This is a genomic window from Pseudomonas sp. LBUM1662 (genome assembly GCF_059695915.1).
The window spans coordinates 1204946-1221552 of record NZ_CP166793.1 but is presented as its reverse complement, the minus strand read 5'-3'; the positions used below and the strand labels follow the sequence as shown (position 1 = coordinate 1221552).

The window sequence follows — 16607 nt, the reverse complement described above, 5'->3', positions numbered from 1 at the left end:
ATGTAACTGATAGATAGCTTTCGCGAGCAAGCCCGCTCCCACAGGGATCTCATTCAGCCGCGCGGGTGGTGTTTGGCGTGCAGGTCCTGCAAGCGTGCGCGGGCGACGTGGGTGTAGATCTGGGTGGTCGACAGGTCGCTGTGGCCGAGCAGCATTTGCACCACCCGCAAGTCGGCGCCGTGGTTGAGCAGGTGCGTGGCGAACGCATGGCGCAAGGTGTGCGGCGACAGCGACTTGCCGATCCCGGCGGCCTTGGCCTGGTGCTTGATGCGGTGCCAGAAGGTCTGGCGGGTCATCTGCTCACCGCGCTGGCTGGGGAACATGACGTCGCTGGGACGTCCACCGAGCAGCTCTTGGCGACCATCACGCAGGTAACGCTCGACCCAGACAATCGCCTCCTCGCCCATCGGCACCAGCCGCTCCTTGCTGCCCTTGCCCATCACCCGCAGCACGCCTTGGCGCAGATTGACCTGCTCCAGCGTCAGGCTGATCAGCTCCGTCACCCGCAAGCCGCAGGCGTAAAGCACTTCGAGCATGGCGCGGTCGCGTTGGCCAATGGCTTCGCTCAGGTCTGGTGCCTTCAGCAGCGCTTCCACGTCTGCTTCCGACAGAGATTTGGGCAACGGCCTACCGAGTTGGGGCATATCGACGCGTAACGTCGGATCGACCGCGATCAACTTTTCCCGCAGCAGATAGCGATAAAAGCCGCGCACACCCGAGAGAAATCGCGCTGTTGAACGGGGTTTGTAGTTTTGCTCCAGACGCCAGGCCAAGTGATCGAGGATCAATTCGCGGCCGGCGTTGATCAACTCCAGTCCTTTCTCCTGCAGCCAGCCGTTGAACAGGGCCAGGTCGCTGCGATAGGCATCGCGGGTGTTATCGGAGAGACCTTTCTCCAGCCACAGCGCGTCGAGAAACTGGTCTATCAAGGGATGATCGATGGCGGGCATAAAGGCTCAGGCAAGACCGACAATGGTCAGGGAAGATAAATCGCAGGCAACAAAAAAGCAGCCCGTAGGCTGCTTTTTTCTGCATCGGAAGCTGGACTTAAGCCAGTTTTTCCTTGATGCGAGCTGCTTTACCGGACAGGTCACGCAGGTAGTACAGCTTGGCTTTACGTACGTCACCGCGACGTTTAACGGCCATGCTGTCGATTTGCGGGCTGTAGGTCTGGAAAGTACGCTCTACGCCAACACCGTTGGAGATTTTACGAACGGTGAAAGCACTGTTTACGCCGCGGTTACGCTTGGCGATAACAACACCTTCGAACGCTTGCAGACGCGAACGGTCGCCTTCCTTCACTTTCACCTGAACGACAATGGTGTCGCCCGGGGCAAAGGTAGGGATCTCTTTGGTCATCTGCTCTGCTTCGAGTGCAAGGATGATTTTGTTAGTCATGCTGTGCTCCTAAGGTAGATCGTCGGATCTACCATCGATACGTTGTTAACTATCGTCCCGCTCGCGGATGTATTCCTCGAGCAGCTTCTTCTCTTCTCCAGAAAGCGAGCGGCTTTCCAGAAGATCGGCGCGTCGTTCAAAGGTCCTACCAAGGGACTGCTGTAAACGCCAACGCCGGATATGCGCGTGATTGCCACTTAGCAATACGTCGGGAACACGCTGATCCGCATACACCTCCGGTCGGGTGTAGTGCGGGCAATCCAGCAAACCATCCGTAAAGGAATCTTCCTCGGCGGAGTCCGCATGCCCTAAAGCTCCAGGCAGCAGTCGTGTAACCGCATCGATCAGGACCATCGCCGGCAGCTCGCCGCCAGACAGTACATAGTCGCCAATCGACCACTCTTCATCGACATGAGCTTCAATAAAACGCTCGTCAATGCCTTCATAGCGGCCGGCAATCAGGATCAATGCATCCAGATTCGCCAACTCGCGTACCGCCGACTGAGTCAGTTGACGGCCTTGGGGGGACAGGTAAATCACCTTCGCCGCCTCCCCGGCTGCTGCCTTGGCCTGAACCAGAGCATCTTCCAGGGGCTTGATCTTCATCACCATGCCCGGGCCACCGCCAAATGGGCGATCGTCCACAGTGTGATGTCGATCCGTCGTGTAGTCTCGCGGATTCCAACAGGTGAGCTGCAACAGCCCCTGTTTCACCGCACGACTGGTGATGCCGTACTCGCTGATGGCGGAGAACATCTCGGGAAACAAACTGATCACTTCTACGCGCAAGTTAGCCACGCTTAGAAGTCCGCATCCCATTCCACCTTCATCTCGCCTGCGGCAAGGTCGACGGCCAACACGCATTGCTCCGTATAGGGCAACAGGCGTTCGCGATCATCCAGGCTGCCAGCGCAAGGCTTGACCACCATTACATCATTAGCGCCGGTTTCCAGAAGATGGTCGATTTTCCCGAGCAATTGCCCGAGTTGATCAATAACCTTCAGACCTTCCAGCTGGTACCAGTAGTACTCGCCGTCGGTCAATTCAGGGAACAGGTTGCGCGGCACGCAGATCTCATAACCGGCCAGAAGACGAGCTTCTTCACGATCATCAAGACCCTTGAGCTTTGCGACCAGGAACTTGTCGTTCCCGCGTCCACTGACCAGCTCGACCTGCTTCACATTGCCTTCGCGCTTGAGCGTCCAGGTTTTGTACTGCAACAGGTTTTCAGTCGGATCAGTAAAGGAATAAACCTTCACTTCGCCGCGAACGCCGTGAACAGAGTAAATCTTGCCGATAACGATCAAATCATCAGCAACAGCAGGCGTCGCGTTCATATTGCTCAGGCCGCAGCCTTAGCAGCGTCCTTCAACAACTGAGCAACACGCTCAGAAGGCTGTGCACCAACGCTCAGCCAGTAGGCTACGCGCTCTTGGTTCACGGACAGACGGACTTCTTGACCACGAGCAACAGGGTTGAAGAAACCAACCTGTTCCTTGTGCGAACCGTCGCGCGGGTTGCGGCTGTCGGTTACGGTCAAGTGGTAAAACGGGCGCTTTTTGGAGCCGCCAAGGGCAAGACGGATTGTTAGCATGTGAACATCGTTCCTGTAGTCGGTGCTGCAAATCTAAAGGCACAGCGGGCATAGGTGCCCGAAAGGCCGCATATTCTAAGGAATATCCGGACTTTTGCAAATGACTTTTTCCGACGACCTTTCGGACGCCATCAAGATTTGCTATAGAGCCGTCGTTGAAAACGGCCAGTCAGCTCCCGCCAAGTGCGGGTTTGCTGGAGATCCCGCATCCCTGCGGGTCTGCGCCGACATGACTGCCGGCGCGGATTCTTTACATCTTGGGCATGCCGCCGCCGGGCAACATACCGCCCATGCCGCGCATCATTTTGGCCATTCCGCCTTTTGCGGAGAATTTCTTCATCATCTTCTGCATCTGCTTGTGTTGCTTGATCAAGCGACCGATGTCCTGCACCTGAGTGCCGGAACCCATGGCTATCCGGCGTTTGCGCGAACCGCTGATCAGCTCAGGGTCGCGGCGCTCGGCCGGGGTCATGGAATTGATGATGGCTTCCATCTGCTTGAATTGCTTCTCTGCCGCACCCTGGGCATTGCCCATCTGAGCCAGATTGACGCCACCGATGTTCGGCAGCTTGTCCATGAGGCCGCCGAGGCCGCCCATGTTCTTCATCTGTTGCAGCTGATCGCGGAAGTCTTCGAGGTCGAAGCCCTTGCCCTTCTTCAGCTTCTTGGCCAGTTTGTCGGCCTTGTCCTTGTCGAGGGTCGCTTCAGCCTGTTCGATCAGGCTGAGCACGTCGCCCATGCCGAGGATGCGCGAAGCGATACGCTCGGGGTGGAACGGTTCGAGCGCTTCGCTCTTCTCGCCCATACCGATGAACTTGATCGGTTTGCCGGTGATGGCGCGCACCGACAGCGCAGCACCACCACGGGCGTCGCCGTCGACCTTGGTCAGGATCACACCGGTCAGCGGCAATGCGTCGCCGAAGGCCTTGGCCGTGTTGGCGGCGTCCTGGCCGGTCATGGCGTCGACCACGAACAGGGTTTCAACCGGGTTGATCGCGGCGTGCAAGGCCTTGATCTCGCCCATCATCTCTTCATCGATGTGCAGACGACCGGCGGTGTCGACGATGACCACATCAATAAACTTAAGCTTTGCTTCTTTTATAGCCGCTTGCGCGATCTCGACCGGCTTCTGGCTCAGGTCGGACGGGAAGAAGGTAACGCCGACTTCACCCGCGAGCATTTCCAGCTGCTTGATCGCCGCCGGACGGTAAACGTCCGCGGACACGACCATGACCGACTTCTTCTTGCGCTCTTTAAGGAAGCGCGCGAGTTTGCCGGCGGTGGTGGTTTTACCCGCGCCCTGCAAACCGGCCATCAGCACGACGGCTGGCGGAACGGCGCTCAGGTTCAAGTCTTCGTTGGCGGCGCCCATCAGGCTTTCGAGTTCGGCCTGAACGATCTTCACGAAGGCCTGGCCCGGCGTCAGGCTGCGTGACACCTCGGTGCCGACGGCGCGCTCCTTGACCGAATTGACGAAGTCCTTCACCACCGGCAAGGCGACGTCGGCTTCGAGCAACGCCATGCGCACTTCGCGCAGGGTGTCTTTGATGTTGTCCTCGGTCAGCTTGGCCTTGCCGGTGACATGGCGCAGCGTCTGCGAGAGACGGTCGGTTAAGTTTTCAAACATTGCGCGATCCTTTCAGGCCCTGTGTAGACCGGGATAATGGCGGCCCAGACCGGAAAAAACATGAGCTCGGCGAGCCTGCGGCGTGGGCAGGTCGCGGATTATAGCGAAGACTGCGTCTGGCGGACACCTCGTCGTCAGGTTGCATGGTCTTTCGTGCTGCGGGGGTTCTATGCCAAACTCAGCGCCTTTCGGGCTTGCCTAACAGGATTTATGCTCCCCTTGTCACCCAGTTTGCTGACTACCCTCGCCGCCGCCTGCTTATATGCCGCTGCGACTATCTATCAAGGCACTCGTCTGGCCACTGGCGCCAAGGCGAACAAGCGCCTGCTGGTCACGCTCGGCGTGCTTGCCGTGCTGGCTCACAGCGCCAGCCTGTTCACCCACTTGCTGACACCGATCGGCCTGGGCCTGGACTTTTTCAGTGCCGCCAGCCTGATTGCCGCAGCGGTCATCGGCTTGACCCTGCTGGCCTGTTCGCGGATCCCGGTGGAAAACCTGCTTATATTGCTGTTCCCGCTCGGGGCCGCCACGGTGCTGCTGGCACAGTTCGCCCCTGCCGGCACGGTGCAGGTCATCGACGAAGAGCCGGGCATCCTCGCCCATATCCTGCTGTCGATCCTCGCCTACGGCATGTTCACCATCGCGATGTTTCAGGCCTTGTTGCTGCTGGTCCAGGACCATCAGCTCAAGCACAAGCATCCATCGGGGCTGATCAAGAACTTCCCGCCGCTGCAAACCATGGAAAGCCTGCTGTTCGGTTTCCTCTGGGCCGGCTGGACCTTGCTGTCGTTGTCGCTGCTCTCCGGCTGGCTGTTCGTCGACAACCTGTTTGCCCAGCACCTGGTGCACAAAACCCTGCTGGCTTGCCTGGCCTGGATCGTTTTCAGCGTGCTGCTTTGGGGCCGTAACCGCCTCGGCTGGCGCGGACACAAGGCCATTCGCTGGACCCTCGCCGGTTTCTGCCTGCTGATGCTGGCGTACTTCGGCAGTAAGCTGGTCCGTGAATACATCCTGCACATCTGACGGGCGGCATTAATGGACGATTTGCCCATAGGGCCGATGCTCGCGGTATTGGCCCTGCTGATTTTATGGTCGGGGCTGTTTACCGCCATCGAAACGGCACAACAGCATTTGCTGGCGCAACGAACCGCCTCGCGTTCCAGCGACAAACCGGTCGCGAAGCTGAGCTTCCCGCTCAACAGCCTGATCCTCTGCAATACCCTGTGTCGCGCGCTCGCCGTGGTCATCAGCACCTTGCTGGCGATCTTCATCTGGGCAGAAAACGGTCCGTGGGTTGCTTGCCTGGGTGCCGGAGTCGCGCTTCTGGTGTTCGCCGACTACCTGCCGCGCACCCTCGCCGTGCGCTATCCCGACGCAATCCTGGCCCTGGGCAACACGCTGCTCGGCGCGCCACTGAAAATCATCTACCCGGCGGCCTGGCTGCTCAATGGCTTCACTCAGCTGCTGATGCGGCCGTTTGCCCGCAAAGTCAAAGTGGTGCAAAAAAGCGAAGACGAGACGCCGAACGACCGCAAGGACGAATTCGATCAAGCCGTCTGCCGCCCGCACCCGCTGGCGGGCATCCACGCGCTCGACAACATCACGGTCAACGACATCCTGGTGCCCCGCAGTGACGTCGACGGGATCAACCTCGACGATTCCCTTGAAGAGATCATCGAGCAACTGCGCAACAACAAGCGCACGCGGCTGCCGGTGTTCCACAGCGACATCAACCAGGTGGAAGCGGTGCTCAATACCCGGCAGATCCGCCACCTGCTGCCCGACGCAAGCCTGACCCTCGAAGCGCTGCTGGCCGCCAGCCACGAACCGTACTTCGTGCCGGAAAGCACCCCGCTGCAGCTGCAACTGCTGAATTTCCACAAACAGCAGCGGCGCCTGGGCATGGTGGTCGACGAGTACGGCGAAGTGCTCGGCATCGTGACCCTGGAAGACATTCTCGAAGAAATCGTCGGCGAATTCGAAAGCCAGCACAGCCTGGACAACCCGCACATCCATCCGCAGGCCGATGGGCGACTGATGATCGAAGGTGCGGCGTCGATTCGCGAATTGAACAAGAGCCTGGGCTGGCACCTGCCCAGCGATGGTCCGAAGACCCTTAACGGCTTGGTGACCGAGGCGCTGGAGACGATTCCGGACAGCGCGGTGTGCCTGAAGATCGGGCGTTATCGGCTGGAAATTCTTGAGACGGAAGACAATCGCGTTACGCGTGTGCTGATCTGGCATACCAGCTCGGTGCCAGTCGTTTTACCGACTCGCTGAAAGATCAAAGGATCGCGGCCTCGTTTCACTCGACAGCTCCTACAGGGAACGGTGACACCCGGAATTTCGCGATTCGGACCGCATACGACTCCCCTGTAGGAGCTGTCGAGTGAAACGAGGCTGCGATCTTTTGATCTTGTTTGATCGTTAGCCACCTTCCTATAATCGAATCCGCTTACCCAAGCCCCGCCGGACCACGTGCTTACCCCGCACGCAGCAGGTTCCGGCCAGACATCGGCAATTTCCGCACCAAACCGACGACTGTTCCTACCTTGAACAGCGGCCGCGCCTCACTCCCACATCCCTGGGTGTTCGACCATAATAATTCGCTCCACTGGGGCACATGACTGTCAGGGATAACCGCATGACGACCAGCACGACTTATAACGAAACCACGCCTGCGCAACCGACGAACTCCGCCACCCGCGTAGCGACGGCGAGTTTTATCGGCACAGCCATCGAGTTTTACGACTTCTACGTCTACGCGACCGCCGCGGCGCTGGTGATTGGTCCGGTGTTCTTTCCGCAGACCTCCGGCACCGCGCAGATGCTGTCGGCGTTCCTCACTTTTGGCATCGCCTTCCTCGCACGACCATTGGGCTCGGCGCTGTTTGGCCATTTCGGTGACCGCATCGGGCGTAAATCGACACTGGTCGCGTCCTTGCTGCTGATGGGCGTGTGCACCACGTTGATCGGCGTGCTGCCGGGTTACGACAGCATCGGGGCCTGGGCGCCGATCCTGCTGTGCGTGCTGCGCTTCGGCCAAGGCTTGGGATTAGGCGGCGAATGGGGCGGCGCGGCGCTGCTGGCGACGGAGAATGCACCCAAGGGCAAACGTGCCTGGTTCGGCATGTTTCCGCAGCTCGGCCCTTCGATCGGTTTCCTCGCAGCCAACGGCCTGTTTCTTACGCTGGCGATGACCCTGGATGACGAGCAGTTCCGCTCGTGGGGCTGGCGGATTCCGTTCCTGCTCAGCGCCGCGCTGGTGATGGTGGGCCTGTATGTGCGCCTCAAACTCCACGAAACCCCGGTGTTTGCCAATGCAATGGCCCGCCAGGAGCGAGTGAAGATTCCGCTGGTCGAGCTGTTCAGCCAGTACTGGGCGCCCATGCTGTTGGGGGCCGGGTCGATGGTGGTGTGCTACGCGCTGTTCTACATCTCGACTGTGTTTTCGCTGAGTTATGGCGTATCGACGCTCGGCTATACCCGCGAGACTTTCCTCGCGCTGCTGTGCTTCGCCGTGCTGTTCATGGCCGCCGCTACGCCGCTGTCGGCCTGGGCCAGTGACCGTTACGGGCGCAAACCGGTGCTGATCATTGGCGGCGTATTGGCGATTCTGTCGGGATTCTTGATGGAGCCGCTGCTGACCCAAGGCTCGACCTGGGGCGTGGCGCTGTTCCTGTGCATCGAGCTGTTTCTGATGGGCGTGACGTTTGCGCCGATGGGCGCGCTGCTGCCGGAGCTGTTTCCAACGCACGTGCGCTATACCGGCGCGTCGGCCGCCTACAACCTGGGCGGAATCGTCGGAGCCTCGGCGGCGCCGTTCTTCGCGCAGAAACTGGTGGCAATGGGTGGTTTGAGTTATGTCGGCGGGTATGTGTCGGGGGCGGCGGTGTTGAGTTTGATTGCGGTGCTGTGCCTGAAGGAGACACGGCATAACGATCTGAATCGGGTGACCTGACTGAAAAAGCTTCGCGGGCAAGCCTCGCTCCTACGGGTTCGCGTCGAACGACAATAACGCGCTCGACAAATAACCTGTAGGAGCGAGGCTTGCCCGCGAACGGCGCGCCTCGGTTTACAGCTCGACTACAACAGCCTGCGAAGCACGGGTCGCTTTTGCACGAGCCGCTTCAATCGACTCATCCCGCGCCAACGCCACGCCCATCCGGCGCTGGCCATTGACCTCAGGCTTGCCGAACAGACGCAACGCCGTATCCGGCTCGCTCAATGCAGCACCCAGGTTGGCAAAAGCGGTCTGGGTCGACTGCCCTTCCACCAGAATCACCGCCGACGCCGAAGGCCCGAACTGACGGATCAACGGAATCGGCAGGCCCAGGATCGCCCGTGCGTGCAGCGCGAATTGCGACAGGTCCTGGGAAATCAGGGTCACCAGGCCGGTGTCATGCGGGCGCGGCGAGACTTCGCTGAACCACACCTGATCACCTTTGATGAACAGCTCGACACCAAACAGACCACGACCGCCCAGGGCTTCGGTGACGGCTTTGGCGACGCGCTCGGATTCAGCCAGGGCAATCGGGCTCATGGCTTGTGGCTGCCAGGATTCCTGATAGTCGCCCTTCTCCTGACGGTGGCCGACGGGTGCGCAGAAGGTGGTGCCGCCGACGTGACGGACGGTCAGCAAGGTGATTTCGTAGTCGAAGTCGATAAAGCCTTCGACGATCACGCGACCTTTACCGGCGCGGCCGCCTTCTTGAGCGTAATCCCAAGCGGTTTTCACATCATCAGCACTGCGCAGCAGGCTCTGGCCTTTGCCCGACGAACTCATCACTGGCTTGACCACGCACGGGAAGCCCAGGTCCTGGACGGCTTTGCTGTAGTCCTCGAAGGTGTCGGCGAAATGGTACGGCGAGGTCGGCAGGTCCAGCTCTTCAGCAGCCAGGCGACGGATGCCTTCGCGGTTCATGGTCAGCTGCGCCGCCCGTGCGGTCGGGATCACGGTGAAGCCTTCGGCTTCCAGTTCCACGAGCGTTGCGGTGGCGATGGCTTCGATTTCCGGCACGATGAAGTGCGGCTTCTCGGCTTCGATCACGGCACGCAGGGCGGCGCCGTCGAGCATGTTGATCACGTGGCTGCGATGCGCAACTTGCATGGCCGGCGCGTTGGCGTAACGGTCGACGGCAATCACTTCAACGCCCAGGCGTTGCAGTTCGATCACCACTTCCTTGCCCAACTCACCACAGCCACACAGCAATACGCGGGTCGCGGTTGGCGACAATGGAGTTCCGATACGGGTCATCTCAGGTCCTCAAGAAGCGGATCATCGAGGGTCGCGGCGCCTGGCGCGCTTCCCATGGGGAGAAAGCGCGGCATTTTACATGAACCGCAGGGTTTGGCTTCAGCTGGCGACGGCCTGTTTGCGCAAGCGCCAGGCCATGATCAGCCACACGACCGTCACTCCCGCGAACTTGGAGCCCATGGCGGTGAGGATCACGGCCGGGGTGAAGGCGTCGATCATGCCGAAGAAGATGAAAGTGTCGAGGGGAATGCTCAGGGCCGAACTTATCCACAGGCGATCGTGCAATGGGCGTTTGGTGACGCTGAACACCAGCCAGTCAATGCACTCGGACACCGCGAAGGCCGTGGCGCTGGCCAAGGCGATGGACGGATCGGAAGTGACATAGGACAGGACCAGCGCTGCGAGCATCGCCGCAATGGCGCCATGGCCGAAGCGGGTTTGCACCATGTCGCGCAAGACAAACACCAAGCCGCCCCAGGCCGACCAGATGATGTCCAGGTGCGGGGCAGTGGAAAAGGCGTAGTTGATCAGCACGACGCTGCTGATGTAAGCGATCAGGAAGAGCATGGGGCGCAAAGATACCTGTCAATTTGGCGCACAGAGTACCGTAGGAGCTGACGAGTGCAACGAGGCTGCGATGTTTTGACTTTGATTTTTAAGATCAAGATCAAAAGATCGCAGCCTCGTTGCACTCGACAGCTCCTACACACCTCCTACAGGTCTGGGGTTTTGCCGAGCATCCAGACCAGGCCGCTGGACTTCGCCCGTTCATGACACAACCCCAACACCTTGCGGCGCTCTTCGTTGTCCATCCGGCTCCAGCGCGTGATCTCTTCGACCGTGCGCTGGCACCCGGTACAGATATCGTCCTCGTCCAGCGCACAAATGTTCACGCACGGCGATAGCACCGGCCGTTCGGTGGCGTTCATTCTTCCTGCTCGACCAGATCACGGGCATAACGCTGCGAGTTATGCACATAGTGCGCAGCGCTGGCCTCCAGCATCTTCTTTTGCGGCTCGGTCAACTCACGAACCACTTTGCCCGGCGAGCCCATGACCAGCGAACCGTCGGGAATCTCCTTGCCCTCGCCGATCAGCGAGTTGGCCCCGATGATGCAGTTCTTGCCGATTTTCGCGCCGTTGAGAATCACGGCATTGATACCGATCAGGCTGTAATCGCCCACGGTGCAGCCGTGAAGCATGGCGTTGTGGCCGATGGTTACGCCAGTGCCGATGGTCAGCGGATAGCCCATGTCGGTGTGCATCACCGTGCCGTCCTGGACGTTGCTGTTCTTGCCGATCAGGATCAATTCGTTGTCGCCACGCAACACGGCGTTGAACCAGACGTTGGCGCCCTCTTCCAGTTTGACCTTGCCCACCAGCACGGCATTGGGTGCGACCCAGCTCTGCGGATGGGTTTCGACGCGGGCGTCGCCCAGGCGATATTTCATCTTGTTTTCCTCAAAGGCTCAGGCAGCCGCGTTTCACGCCATACGAACGATGGCTTCAAGTATTGATATAGCTTTTGGGTGGGTGATGCAGGCTGATGTCGGCGTCATAGAGCAGGTTGATCAACTCGACGATCATGATCGCGGTCAGGCCCCAGATCTTGTACTCGGCGTAACGATAACTCGGCACGTACCAACTGCGCCCCTGGTAATCGATGCGATGGGTGTGTTCCCGAGGATCCTCGCGGAAGAACTCCAGGGGCACGCTGAACACCGCGGCGATCTCGGCATCGTTGGCCAGGTATTCGACAAAATCCGGAATCACTCCGACATAAGGCGTGACCTTGATGCCGTGCAGGGAGATCAGCGGGCTCAGCGGGCCGATCACTTCGACCAACCCCGGCGGCAAGCCGATTTCTTCTTCGGCCTCTCGCAGCGCGGTGAAAATCAGGTCAGGGTCTTCGGGGTCGCGGCGCCCGCCGGGGAAGGCGACTTCACCGCCATGGGTCGAGAGCCCGCTGGCGCGCAGGGTCAGAACCAGCTCCGGTTCGTCACTGCGGGTGATGGGCACCAGCACCGCAGCTTCGGGGAAACGTCGATCGGATTCCAGGGTACGCGGCGTGTGGTTGCTTACCCGGTGAAGTAGCTCGTCCAGCATGAGTCTTCTCGATTTATTCGCTACCTTGCATCATGCACCAATCGCACCGGCCGCCCAACCCCATAACCACTGCATGTCGCTAAACGACAACTTGCCGACAGGCACCGCCGCACGCCAAGATAGGCGCAGCATTCAGGAACCCCCGTATGAAATTTTGCAGTCAGTGCGGCAACCCGGTCACCCAGCGCATCCCCGAAGGCGATTCGCGCCTGCGTTTTGTCTGTGACAGCTGTCAGGCGATTCACTATCAGAACCCCAACATCGTCGCCGGTTGCGTAGCGACCTGGGGCTCGAAAGTGTTGCTGTGCCGGCGCGCCATCGAGCCTCGGCTCGGTTACTGGACCCTGCCCGCCGGTTTCATGGAGAACGGCGAAACCATCGAGCAGGCCGCCATTCGCGAGACTGCCGAAGAAGCCTGCGCGCGGGTGCGCAACCTGAACATCTATACGCTGATCGACGTGCCACACATCAGCCAGGTGCATGTGTTCTTTCGCGCGGAGCTGGTGGACCTGGATTTTTCCGCCGGCCCCGAGAGCCTCGAAGTGCAGCTTTTCGACGAAGCCGACATCCCGTGGTCCGAGTTGGCTTTCCGCACGGTGGGCCGTACCTTAGAATGCTTCTTCGCTGACCGGCGGACCGAGGTCTACCCCGTGCGGTCCGAGTCGATCCCGCCGCTTGCTCAGCCTGCCATCACCTAAAGCTCCTTGCTCCAAAATCACCTATAACTAAATAGTCGCGACACCTTTCAGGGATATCGTTTCAATGCGCTGGTTGCTTGCCGTGTTTTGCTTGTCGTTCGTCGCTATGTCACAGGCTTCCGTTGCGGAAACCCTGAACGGCAAAGTCATCGAAAAAGTTCTGGTGCTCAAATCCGCTCACCAATTGCAATTGATCAATGACGGCAAGCCGCTCAAGACGTATCGCATTTCCCTGGGCAGAAACCCGAAAGGCCAAAAACTGATGGAAGGCGATAGACGCACGCCTGAAGGTTTCTATTGGCTGGACTGGCGCAAGGTCAGCGATAAATTCAATCTGTCCATGCACATCTCCTACCCGAACATCAGCGACGCTGCCCGCGCCCGGCGTGAAGGCGTCGAGCCTGGCGGCATGATCATGATCCATGGCACGCCGGACACCGAAGAAAACCCGGAAGACCTGTTCCACACCCTGGACTGGACCGACGGCTGCATCGCCATGCGCAACATGGACATGCGCGAAGTGTGGGGCCTGGTGCCGGACGGGACGATGATCGAGATTCGCCCGTAACCCCAAGCTTCCCCTTCCAAAGCCGAACGCGGAACGCGGAACGTCCGTTGAGGCATTCCCACGCAGAGCGTGGGAACGATCAAGCCTCCGATTCCGTCTCCCGAGCGCTACCTTCGGTCGCCCCTCGAAAAATAATTTCAAAAGTTCGCAGCCTTCGGTAATGCCTGCCGGGAAGATACCAATCCTCCCGGCAAGCGTTACCGCAGGCTGCGATCTTTGCATTCAAAACCCCCACCTCTAATACCACTTAAAACCAAACCTCAATCCAACCGCCCAACAGGGCTAGCTTTGCCACGCCCATAGCAAAGCACTGGCATTGACATGGTATTCAAGTGGTATTAATTTCCGGCCATTCGCGGAACACAACACTCCAATATCCGCATCGGACATCCCTGACATGAACGACCTCCAGGCCCTACGCCCTGACGACACTCAGCCCACGCCGTTATACCTGCAACTGGCGCGCAACCTGGAAGCGGCCATCCATGCCGGCCAGTGGAAAGCCGAGCAGGCGATGCCCTCCGAGCGCAACCTCAGCGAGCTGCTGGGCATCTCCCGCGTTACCGCCCGCAAGGCGCTGGAAGTGTTGTTCGAGCAAGGTCTGATCCGCCGCAACCAGGGTTCCGGCACGTTCATCACGCCACGCCTGGAACAACCGCTGTCGCGCCTCTCGGGCTTCAGCGAAATGCTGCGCCTGAAGGGTTTCGTCCCCGGCTCGCAATGGCTGGAACGCGAAATCACACCGCCGACCCACGAAGAACTGATCCGCCTCAGCCTCTCGCCCAATGACAAGGTCGCGCGGCTCAAACGCCTGCGCAAAGCCGATGACACGGTGATGGCGATCGAGATGAGCACCCTGCCGGCCTCGATCATTCCCAAGCCGCAAGCAGTGGGCGACTCCCTCTACGAATACCTCGACGGCATCGGCAAACCGATCGTCCGTGCGCTGCAACATATCCAGGCGATCAACGCCTCGGACGAGTTCGCCGCCCTCGTCGGCATCGCCCCCGGCACCGCCATGCTGCTGATGACCCGGGTCGGCTACCTGGAAGACAACACACCGATCGAAGTCACCGACACCTACTGCCGCAACGACTACTACGACTTTGTCGCAGAGCTTCGTAGATAAAAGGCTTCGCCGATAAAAGGCTTCGCAGCAATCGAGCAACGAGAACCGATCATGTCCGAAGACAATATCCTCACCGCCCACGGCTGGGTTCGCGGCCGGCTGATTCACGAACACGGCAAAGTCGTGTCCATCGAAGGCGCGCCCTGCGATCCGGCCGACAACGACTTGCCTTATCTGCTGCCCGGCTTCATCGACCTGCACGTTCACGGCGGCGGCGGCAAAGACATCATGGAAGGCGCAACCGCCTTCGAAACCATCAGCAAAACCCACGTGCGCTTCGGCACCACGTCGCTGCTGGCGACCACCATGACTGCGCCGCCGGAAGAGATTTCCAGCGTACTCAAAGCCGTCGGCGAGTTCTGCGAGCAGCGGCCGAAAGGCTGCGCCCGAGTACTCGGCGTGCACCTTGAAGGCCCATACATCAACCCCGGCAAACTCGGCGCCCAGCCAAATTTCGCCCACACCGCGTTGATGGCCGAAGTCGAGGAATACCTGGCGCTGGCACCGATCCGGGTGATAACCATCGCCCCGGAAATCGCCGGGCACGACGCCTTGATCCGCACCCTCAGTGCCCGCGGCATCCGCATGCAGATCGGCCATACCCTCGGCAGTTACGAGGAAGGTGTCGCCGCGCTGGCGGCCGGTGCCAGCAGCTTCACTCACCTCTACAATGCCATGAGCCCGCTGCATCACCGCGAGCCGGGTATCGTCGGCGCCGCGCTGGCCCACGCCAAATACGCCGAGCTGATCCCGGACTTGCTGCACGTGCACCCCGGAGCGATCCGTGTGGCCTTGCGCTCAATCCCCTGCCTGTATTGCGTGACGGATTCCACCGCCGCCGCCGGCATGCCCGACGGTGAATACAAGCTCGGCAGCCACACCGTGACCAAGTGCCTGGGCGGCGTGCGCTTGCCCGACGGCACCCTGGCCGGCAGCACGCTGACCATGGATCAGGCGCTGCGCAATCTGGTGAAGATCGGTCTGCCGATCGCCGAGGCCTCGCAACGTCTTTCGCAATTCCCCGCCGACTACCTCGGTCTCACCGAACGCGGCCGCCTGCAAGCCGGCAGCTGGGCCGACTGCGTGCGGCTGGATCGCTCACTCACACTCACCGCCGTCATGGTCGAAGGAGAAGACATTGACTTCAAAAATGCTTGAAGAGGCGCTGTCCTCGTTCGAGGCCGTGCAAGCCCAACTGCAGCAACTCGACCCGCAGATGATCGAGATCGCCGGGCGCCTGCGCCGTCAGCCGCCGCAAGTGGCGATGACCGTCGCTCGCGGCAGCTCCGACCACGCCGCCAGCTATTTCGCCTACCTGACCATGCAGCAACTGGGCATTCCGGTGGCGTCGTTGCCGATGTCGGTGGTGACCATGCTGCAAGCACCGTTGAAGGTCAGCGGTCAGGTGGCGTTTGCGTTCTCGCAGTCGGGACAAAGCCCGGACCTGGTGAACAGCCTGCGTCTGTTGCGCAAACGCGGCGCCCTGAGCATTTCCATGGTCAACGCCGAAAGCTCGCCGCTGGAAGCCGCGTGCGAATTCAGCCTGCCGCTGTGCGCCGGCACGGAAAGCAGCGTCGCCGCGACCAAGAGTTTTATCGCCACCCTCAGCGCCAGCGCCAGGCTGATCGCCCATTGGAAAGAAGACGTGGAATTGCTGGACGCCGGCAACGCCTTGCCAGATGGCCTGCGCGAGGCGGCGAAGCAGGACTGGAGCCCGGCCATCGACGCCCTGCGTGATTGCCAGCGCTTGATGGTGATCGGTCGCGGTGCGGGTTTTGCCATCGCTCAGGAGGCGGCCCTCAAATTCAAGGAAACCTCGGCAATTCAGGCCGAAGCCTTCAGCAGCGCCGAAGTCCGTCACGGCCCGATGGCGTTGATCGATGAAAATTATCCCCTGCTGATCTTCGCCCCACGCGGTGCCGAGCAGGCCGGTTTGCTGAGCCTCGCCGCAGACATGCGTCAGCGCGGTGCCCGTGTATTGCTGGCGGCACCGGATGACATTGCCGAACGCGAACTCACCCTGAGCCGTGCCGAGCACCCGGTCCTTGATCCGATTCTGGCAATCCAGAGTTTCTACGTCATGGCCGCCGGTTTGGCCGTGGCCCGAGGTATGGACCCTGATCAACCGCGGCACCTCAGCAAAGTCACACGAACCCACTGAGCCGAATAGGCCCCCTGTAGGAGCTGTCGAGTGAAACGAGGCTGCGATCTTTTGACTTTAGATTGTAAAA

Annotated in this window: 19 protein-coding genes; 8 read left to right on the top strand and 11 right to left on the bottom strand. The window is 60.2% G+C overall.

Features of this window, described 5'->3' with window-relative positions:
* Window positions 1–53 precede the first annotated feature (53 nt).
* The 6 genes from xerD to ffh form a co-directional block, all read right to left on the bottom strand.
* Window positions 54–950 (bottom strand): site-specific tyrosine recombinase XerD, encoded by an 897-nt coding sequence (gene xerD / locus ACA049_RS05335; RefSeq protein ID WP_497333692.1) that lies wholly within the window; start codon window positions 948–950, stop codon window positions 54–56.
* A gap of 97 nt (window positions 951–1047) precedes the next feature.
* Window positions 1048–1398, bottom strand: a complete 351-nt coding sequence (gene rplS / locus ACA049_RS05330) for a 50S ribosomal protein L19 (protein WP_003175895.1) — start codon at window positions 1396–1398, stop codon at window positions 1048–1050.
* Between the two features lie 45 nt (window positions 1399–1443).
* Window positions 1444–2217 (bottom strand): tRNA (guanosine(37)-N1)-methyltransferase TrmD, encoded by a 774-nt coding sequence (trmD, locus tag ACA049_RS05325; protein ID WP_154503229.1) that lies wholly within the window; start codon window positions 2215–2217, stop codon window positions 1444–1446.
* The gene (gene rimM / locus ACA049_RS05320) at window positions 2199–2735 is read right to left on the bottom strand and encodes a ribosome maturation factor RimM (protein ID WP_008014731.1); all 537 of its coding nucleotides are present in this window, start codon (window positions 2733–2735) and stop codon (window positions 2199–2201) included. The genes trmD and rimM overlap by 19 nt, the downstream gene beginning before the upstream one ends.
* A gap of 5 nt (window positions 2736–2740) precedes the next feature.
* On the bottom strand, window positions 2741–2992 hold the full coding sequence (gene rpsP / locus ACA049_RS05315; protein ID WP_007944872.1) for a 30S ribosomal protein S16: 252 nt from the start codon (window positions 2990–2992) through the stop codon (window positions 2741–2743).
* A gap of 250 nt (window positions 2993–3242) precedes the next feature.
* Window positions 3243–4619 carry a signal recognition particle protein gene (gene ffh, locus ACA049_RS05310; RefSeq protein ID WP_017340267.1) on the bottom strand — a complete coding sequence of 459 codons (1377 nt, stop codon included), beginning with the start codon at window positions 4617–4619 and terminating at the stop codon, window positions 3243–3245.
* 210 nt (window positions 4620–4829) lie between these two features.
* On the opposite strand from ffh, the gene ACA049_RS05305 reads away from it, so the two are divergent.
* The 3 genes from ACA049_RS05305 to ACA049_RS05295 all read left to right on the top strand — a co-directional run bounded on the left by ACA049_RS05305 (window position 4830) and on the right by ACA049_RS05295 (window position 8580).
* Window positions 4830–5642: a cytochrome C assembly family protein gene (locus tag ACA049_RS05305; protein ID WP_497333690.1), complete on the top strand. Its 813-nt coding sequence runs from the start codon at window positions 4830–4832 to the stop codon at window positions 5640–5642.
* A 12-nt stretch (window positions 5643–5654) separates the two neighbouring features.
* A complete protein-coding gene (locus ACA049_RS05300; protein WP_497333688.1) occupies window positions 5655–6899 on the top strand; it encodes an HlyC/CorC family transporter in 1245 nt (414 codons plus the stop codon).
* A 364-nt stretch (window positions 6900–7263) separates the two neighbouring features.
* On the top strand, window positions 7264–8580 hold the full coding sequence (locus tag ACA049_RS05295) for an MFS transporter (protein WP_497333686.1): 1317 nt from the start codon (window positions 7264–7266) through the stop codon (window positions 8578–8580).
* Between the two features lie 114 nt (window positions 8581–8694).
* Here the strand turns inward: ACA049_RS05295 and purT are convergent, their stop codons facing one another.
* The 5 genes from purT to ACA049_RS05270 form a co-directional block, all read right to left on the bottom strand.
* The gene (gene purT / locus ACA049_RS05290; protein ID WP_461957368.1) at window positions 8695–9876 is read right to left on the bottom strand and encodes a formate-dependent phosphoribosylglycinamide formyltransferase; all 1182 of its coding nucleotides are present in this window, start codon (window positions 9874–9876) and stop codon (window positions 8695–8697) included.
* 99 nt (window positions 9877–9975) lie between these two features.
* Window positions 9976–10443 (bottom strand): preQ0 transporter, encoded by a 468-nt coding sequence (locus tag ACA049_RS05285; protein WP_497333684.1) that lies wholly within the window; start codon window positions 10441–10443, stop codon window positions 9976–9978.
* Window positions 10444–10589: 146 nt separating this feature from the next.
* Window positions 10590–10805, bottom strand: coding sequence for a DUF1289 domain-containing protein (locus tag ACA049_RS05280; RefSeq protein ID WP_497333682.1), 216 nt, complete (start codon window positions 10803–10805; stop codon window positions 10590–10592).
* Window positions 10802–11326, bottom strand: a complete 525-nt coding sequence (locus ACA049_RS05275; RefSeq protein WP_007954617.1) for a gamma carbonic anhydrase family protein — start codon at window positions 11324–11326, stop codon at window positions 10802–10804. The genes ACA049_RS05280 and ACA049_RS05275 overlap by 4 nt, the downstream gene beginning before the upstream one ends.
* Window positions 11327–11381: 55 nt before the next feature.
* Window positions 11382–11981, bottom strand: coding sequence for a CoA pyrophosphatase (locus ACA049_RS05270; protein WP_497333680.1), 600 nt, complete (start codon window positions 11979–11981; stop codon window positions 11382–11384).
* A gap of 146 nt (window positions 11982–12127) precedes the next feature.
* Here ACA049_RS05270 and ACA049_RS05265 point away from each other — a divergent pair, with 146 nt between their 5' ends.
* The 5 genes from ACA049_RS05265 to ACA049_RS05245 all read left to right on the top strand — a co-directional run bounded on the left by ACA049_RS05265 (window position 12128) and on the right by ACA049_RS05245 (window position 16537).
* The gene (locus tag ACA049_RS05265; protein WP_497333678.1) at window positions 12128–12679 is read left to right on the top strand and encodes an NUDIX hydrolase; all 552 of its coding nucleotides are present in this window, start codon (window positions 12128–12130) and stop codon (window positions 12677–12679) included.
* A gap of 64 nt (window positions 12680–12743) precedes the next feature.
* Entirely contained in the window at window positions 12744–13247 is a 504-nt protein-coding gene (locus tag ACA049_RS05260) for a L,D-transpeptidase family protein (protein WP_497333676.1), read from the top strand.
* 397 nt (window positions 13248–13644) lie between these two features.
* Complete coding sequence (locus ACA049_RS05255; protein WP_415759253.1) at window positions 13645–14376, top strand: GntR family transcriptional regulator; 732 nt, start codon at window positions 13645–13647, stop codon at window positions 14374–14376.
* Window positions 14377–14427: 51 nt separating this feature from the next.
* Window positions 14428–15534 carry an N-acetylglucosamine-6-phosphate deacetylase gene (gene nagA / locus ACA049_RS05250; protein WP_497333674.1) on the top strand — a complete coding sequence of 369 codons (1107 nt, stop codon included), beginning with the start codon at window positions 14428–14430 and terminating at the stop codon, window positions 15532–15534.
* The gene (locus ACA049_RS05245) at window positions 15515–16537 is read left to right on the top strand and encodes an SIS domain-containing protein (RefSeq protein ID WP_497333672.1); all 1023 of its coding nucleotides are present in this window, start codon (window positions 15515–15517) and stop codon (window positions 16535–16537) included. The genes nagA and ACA049_RS05245 overlap by 20 nt, the downstream gene beginning before the upstream one ends.
* Window positions 16538–16607 lie beyond the last annotated feature (70 nt).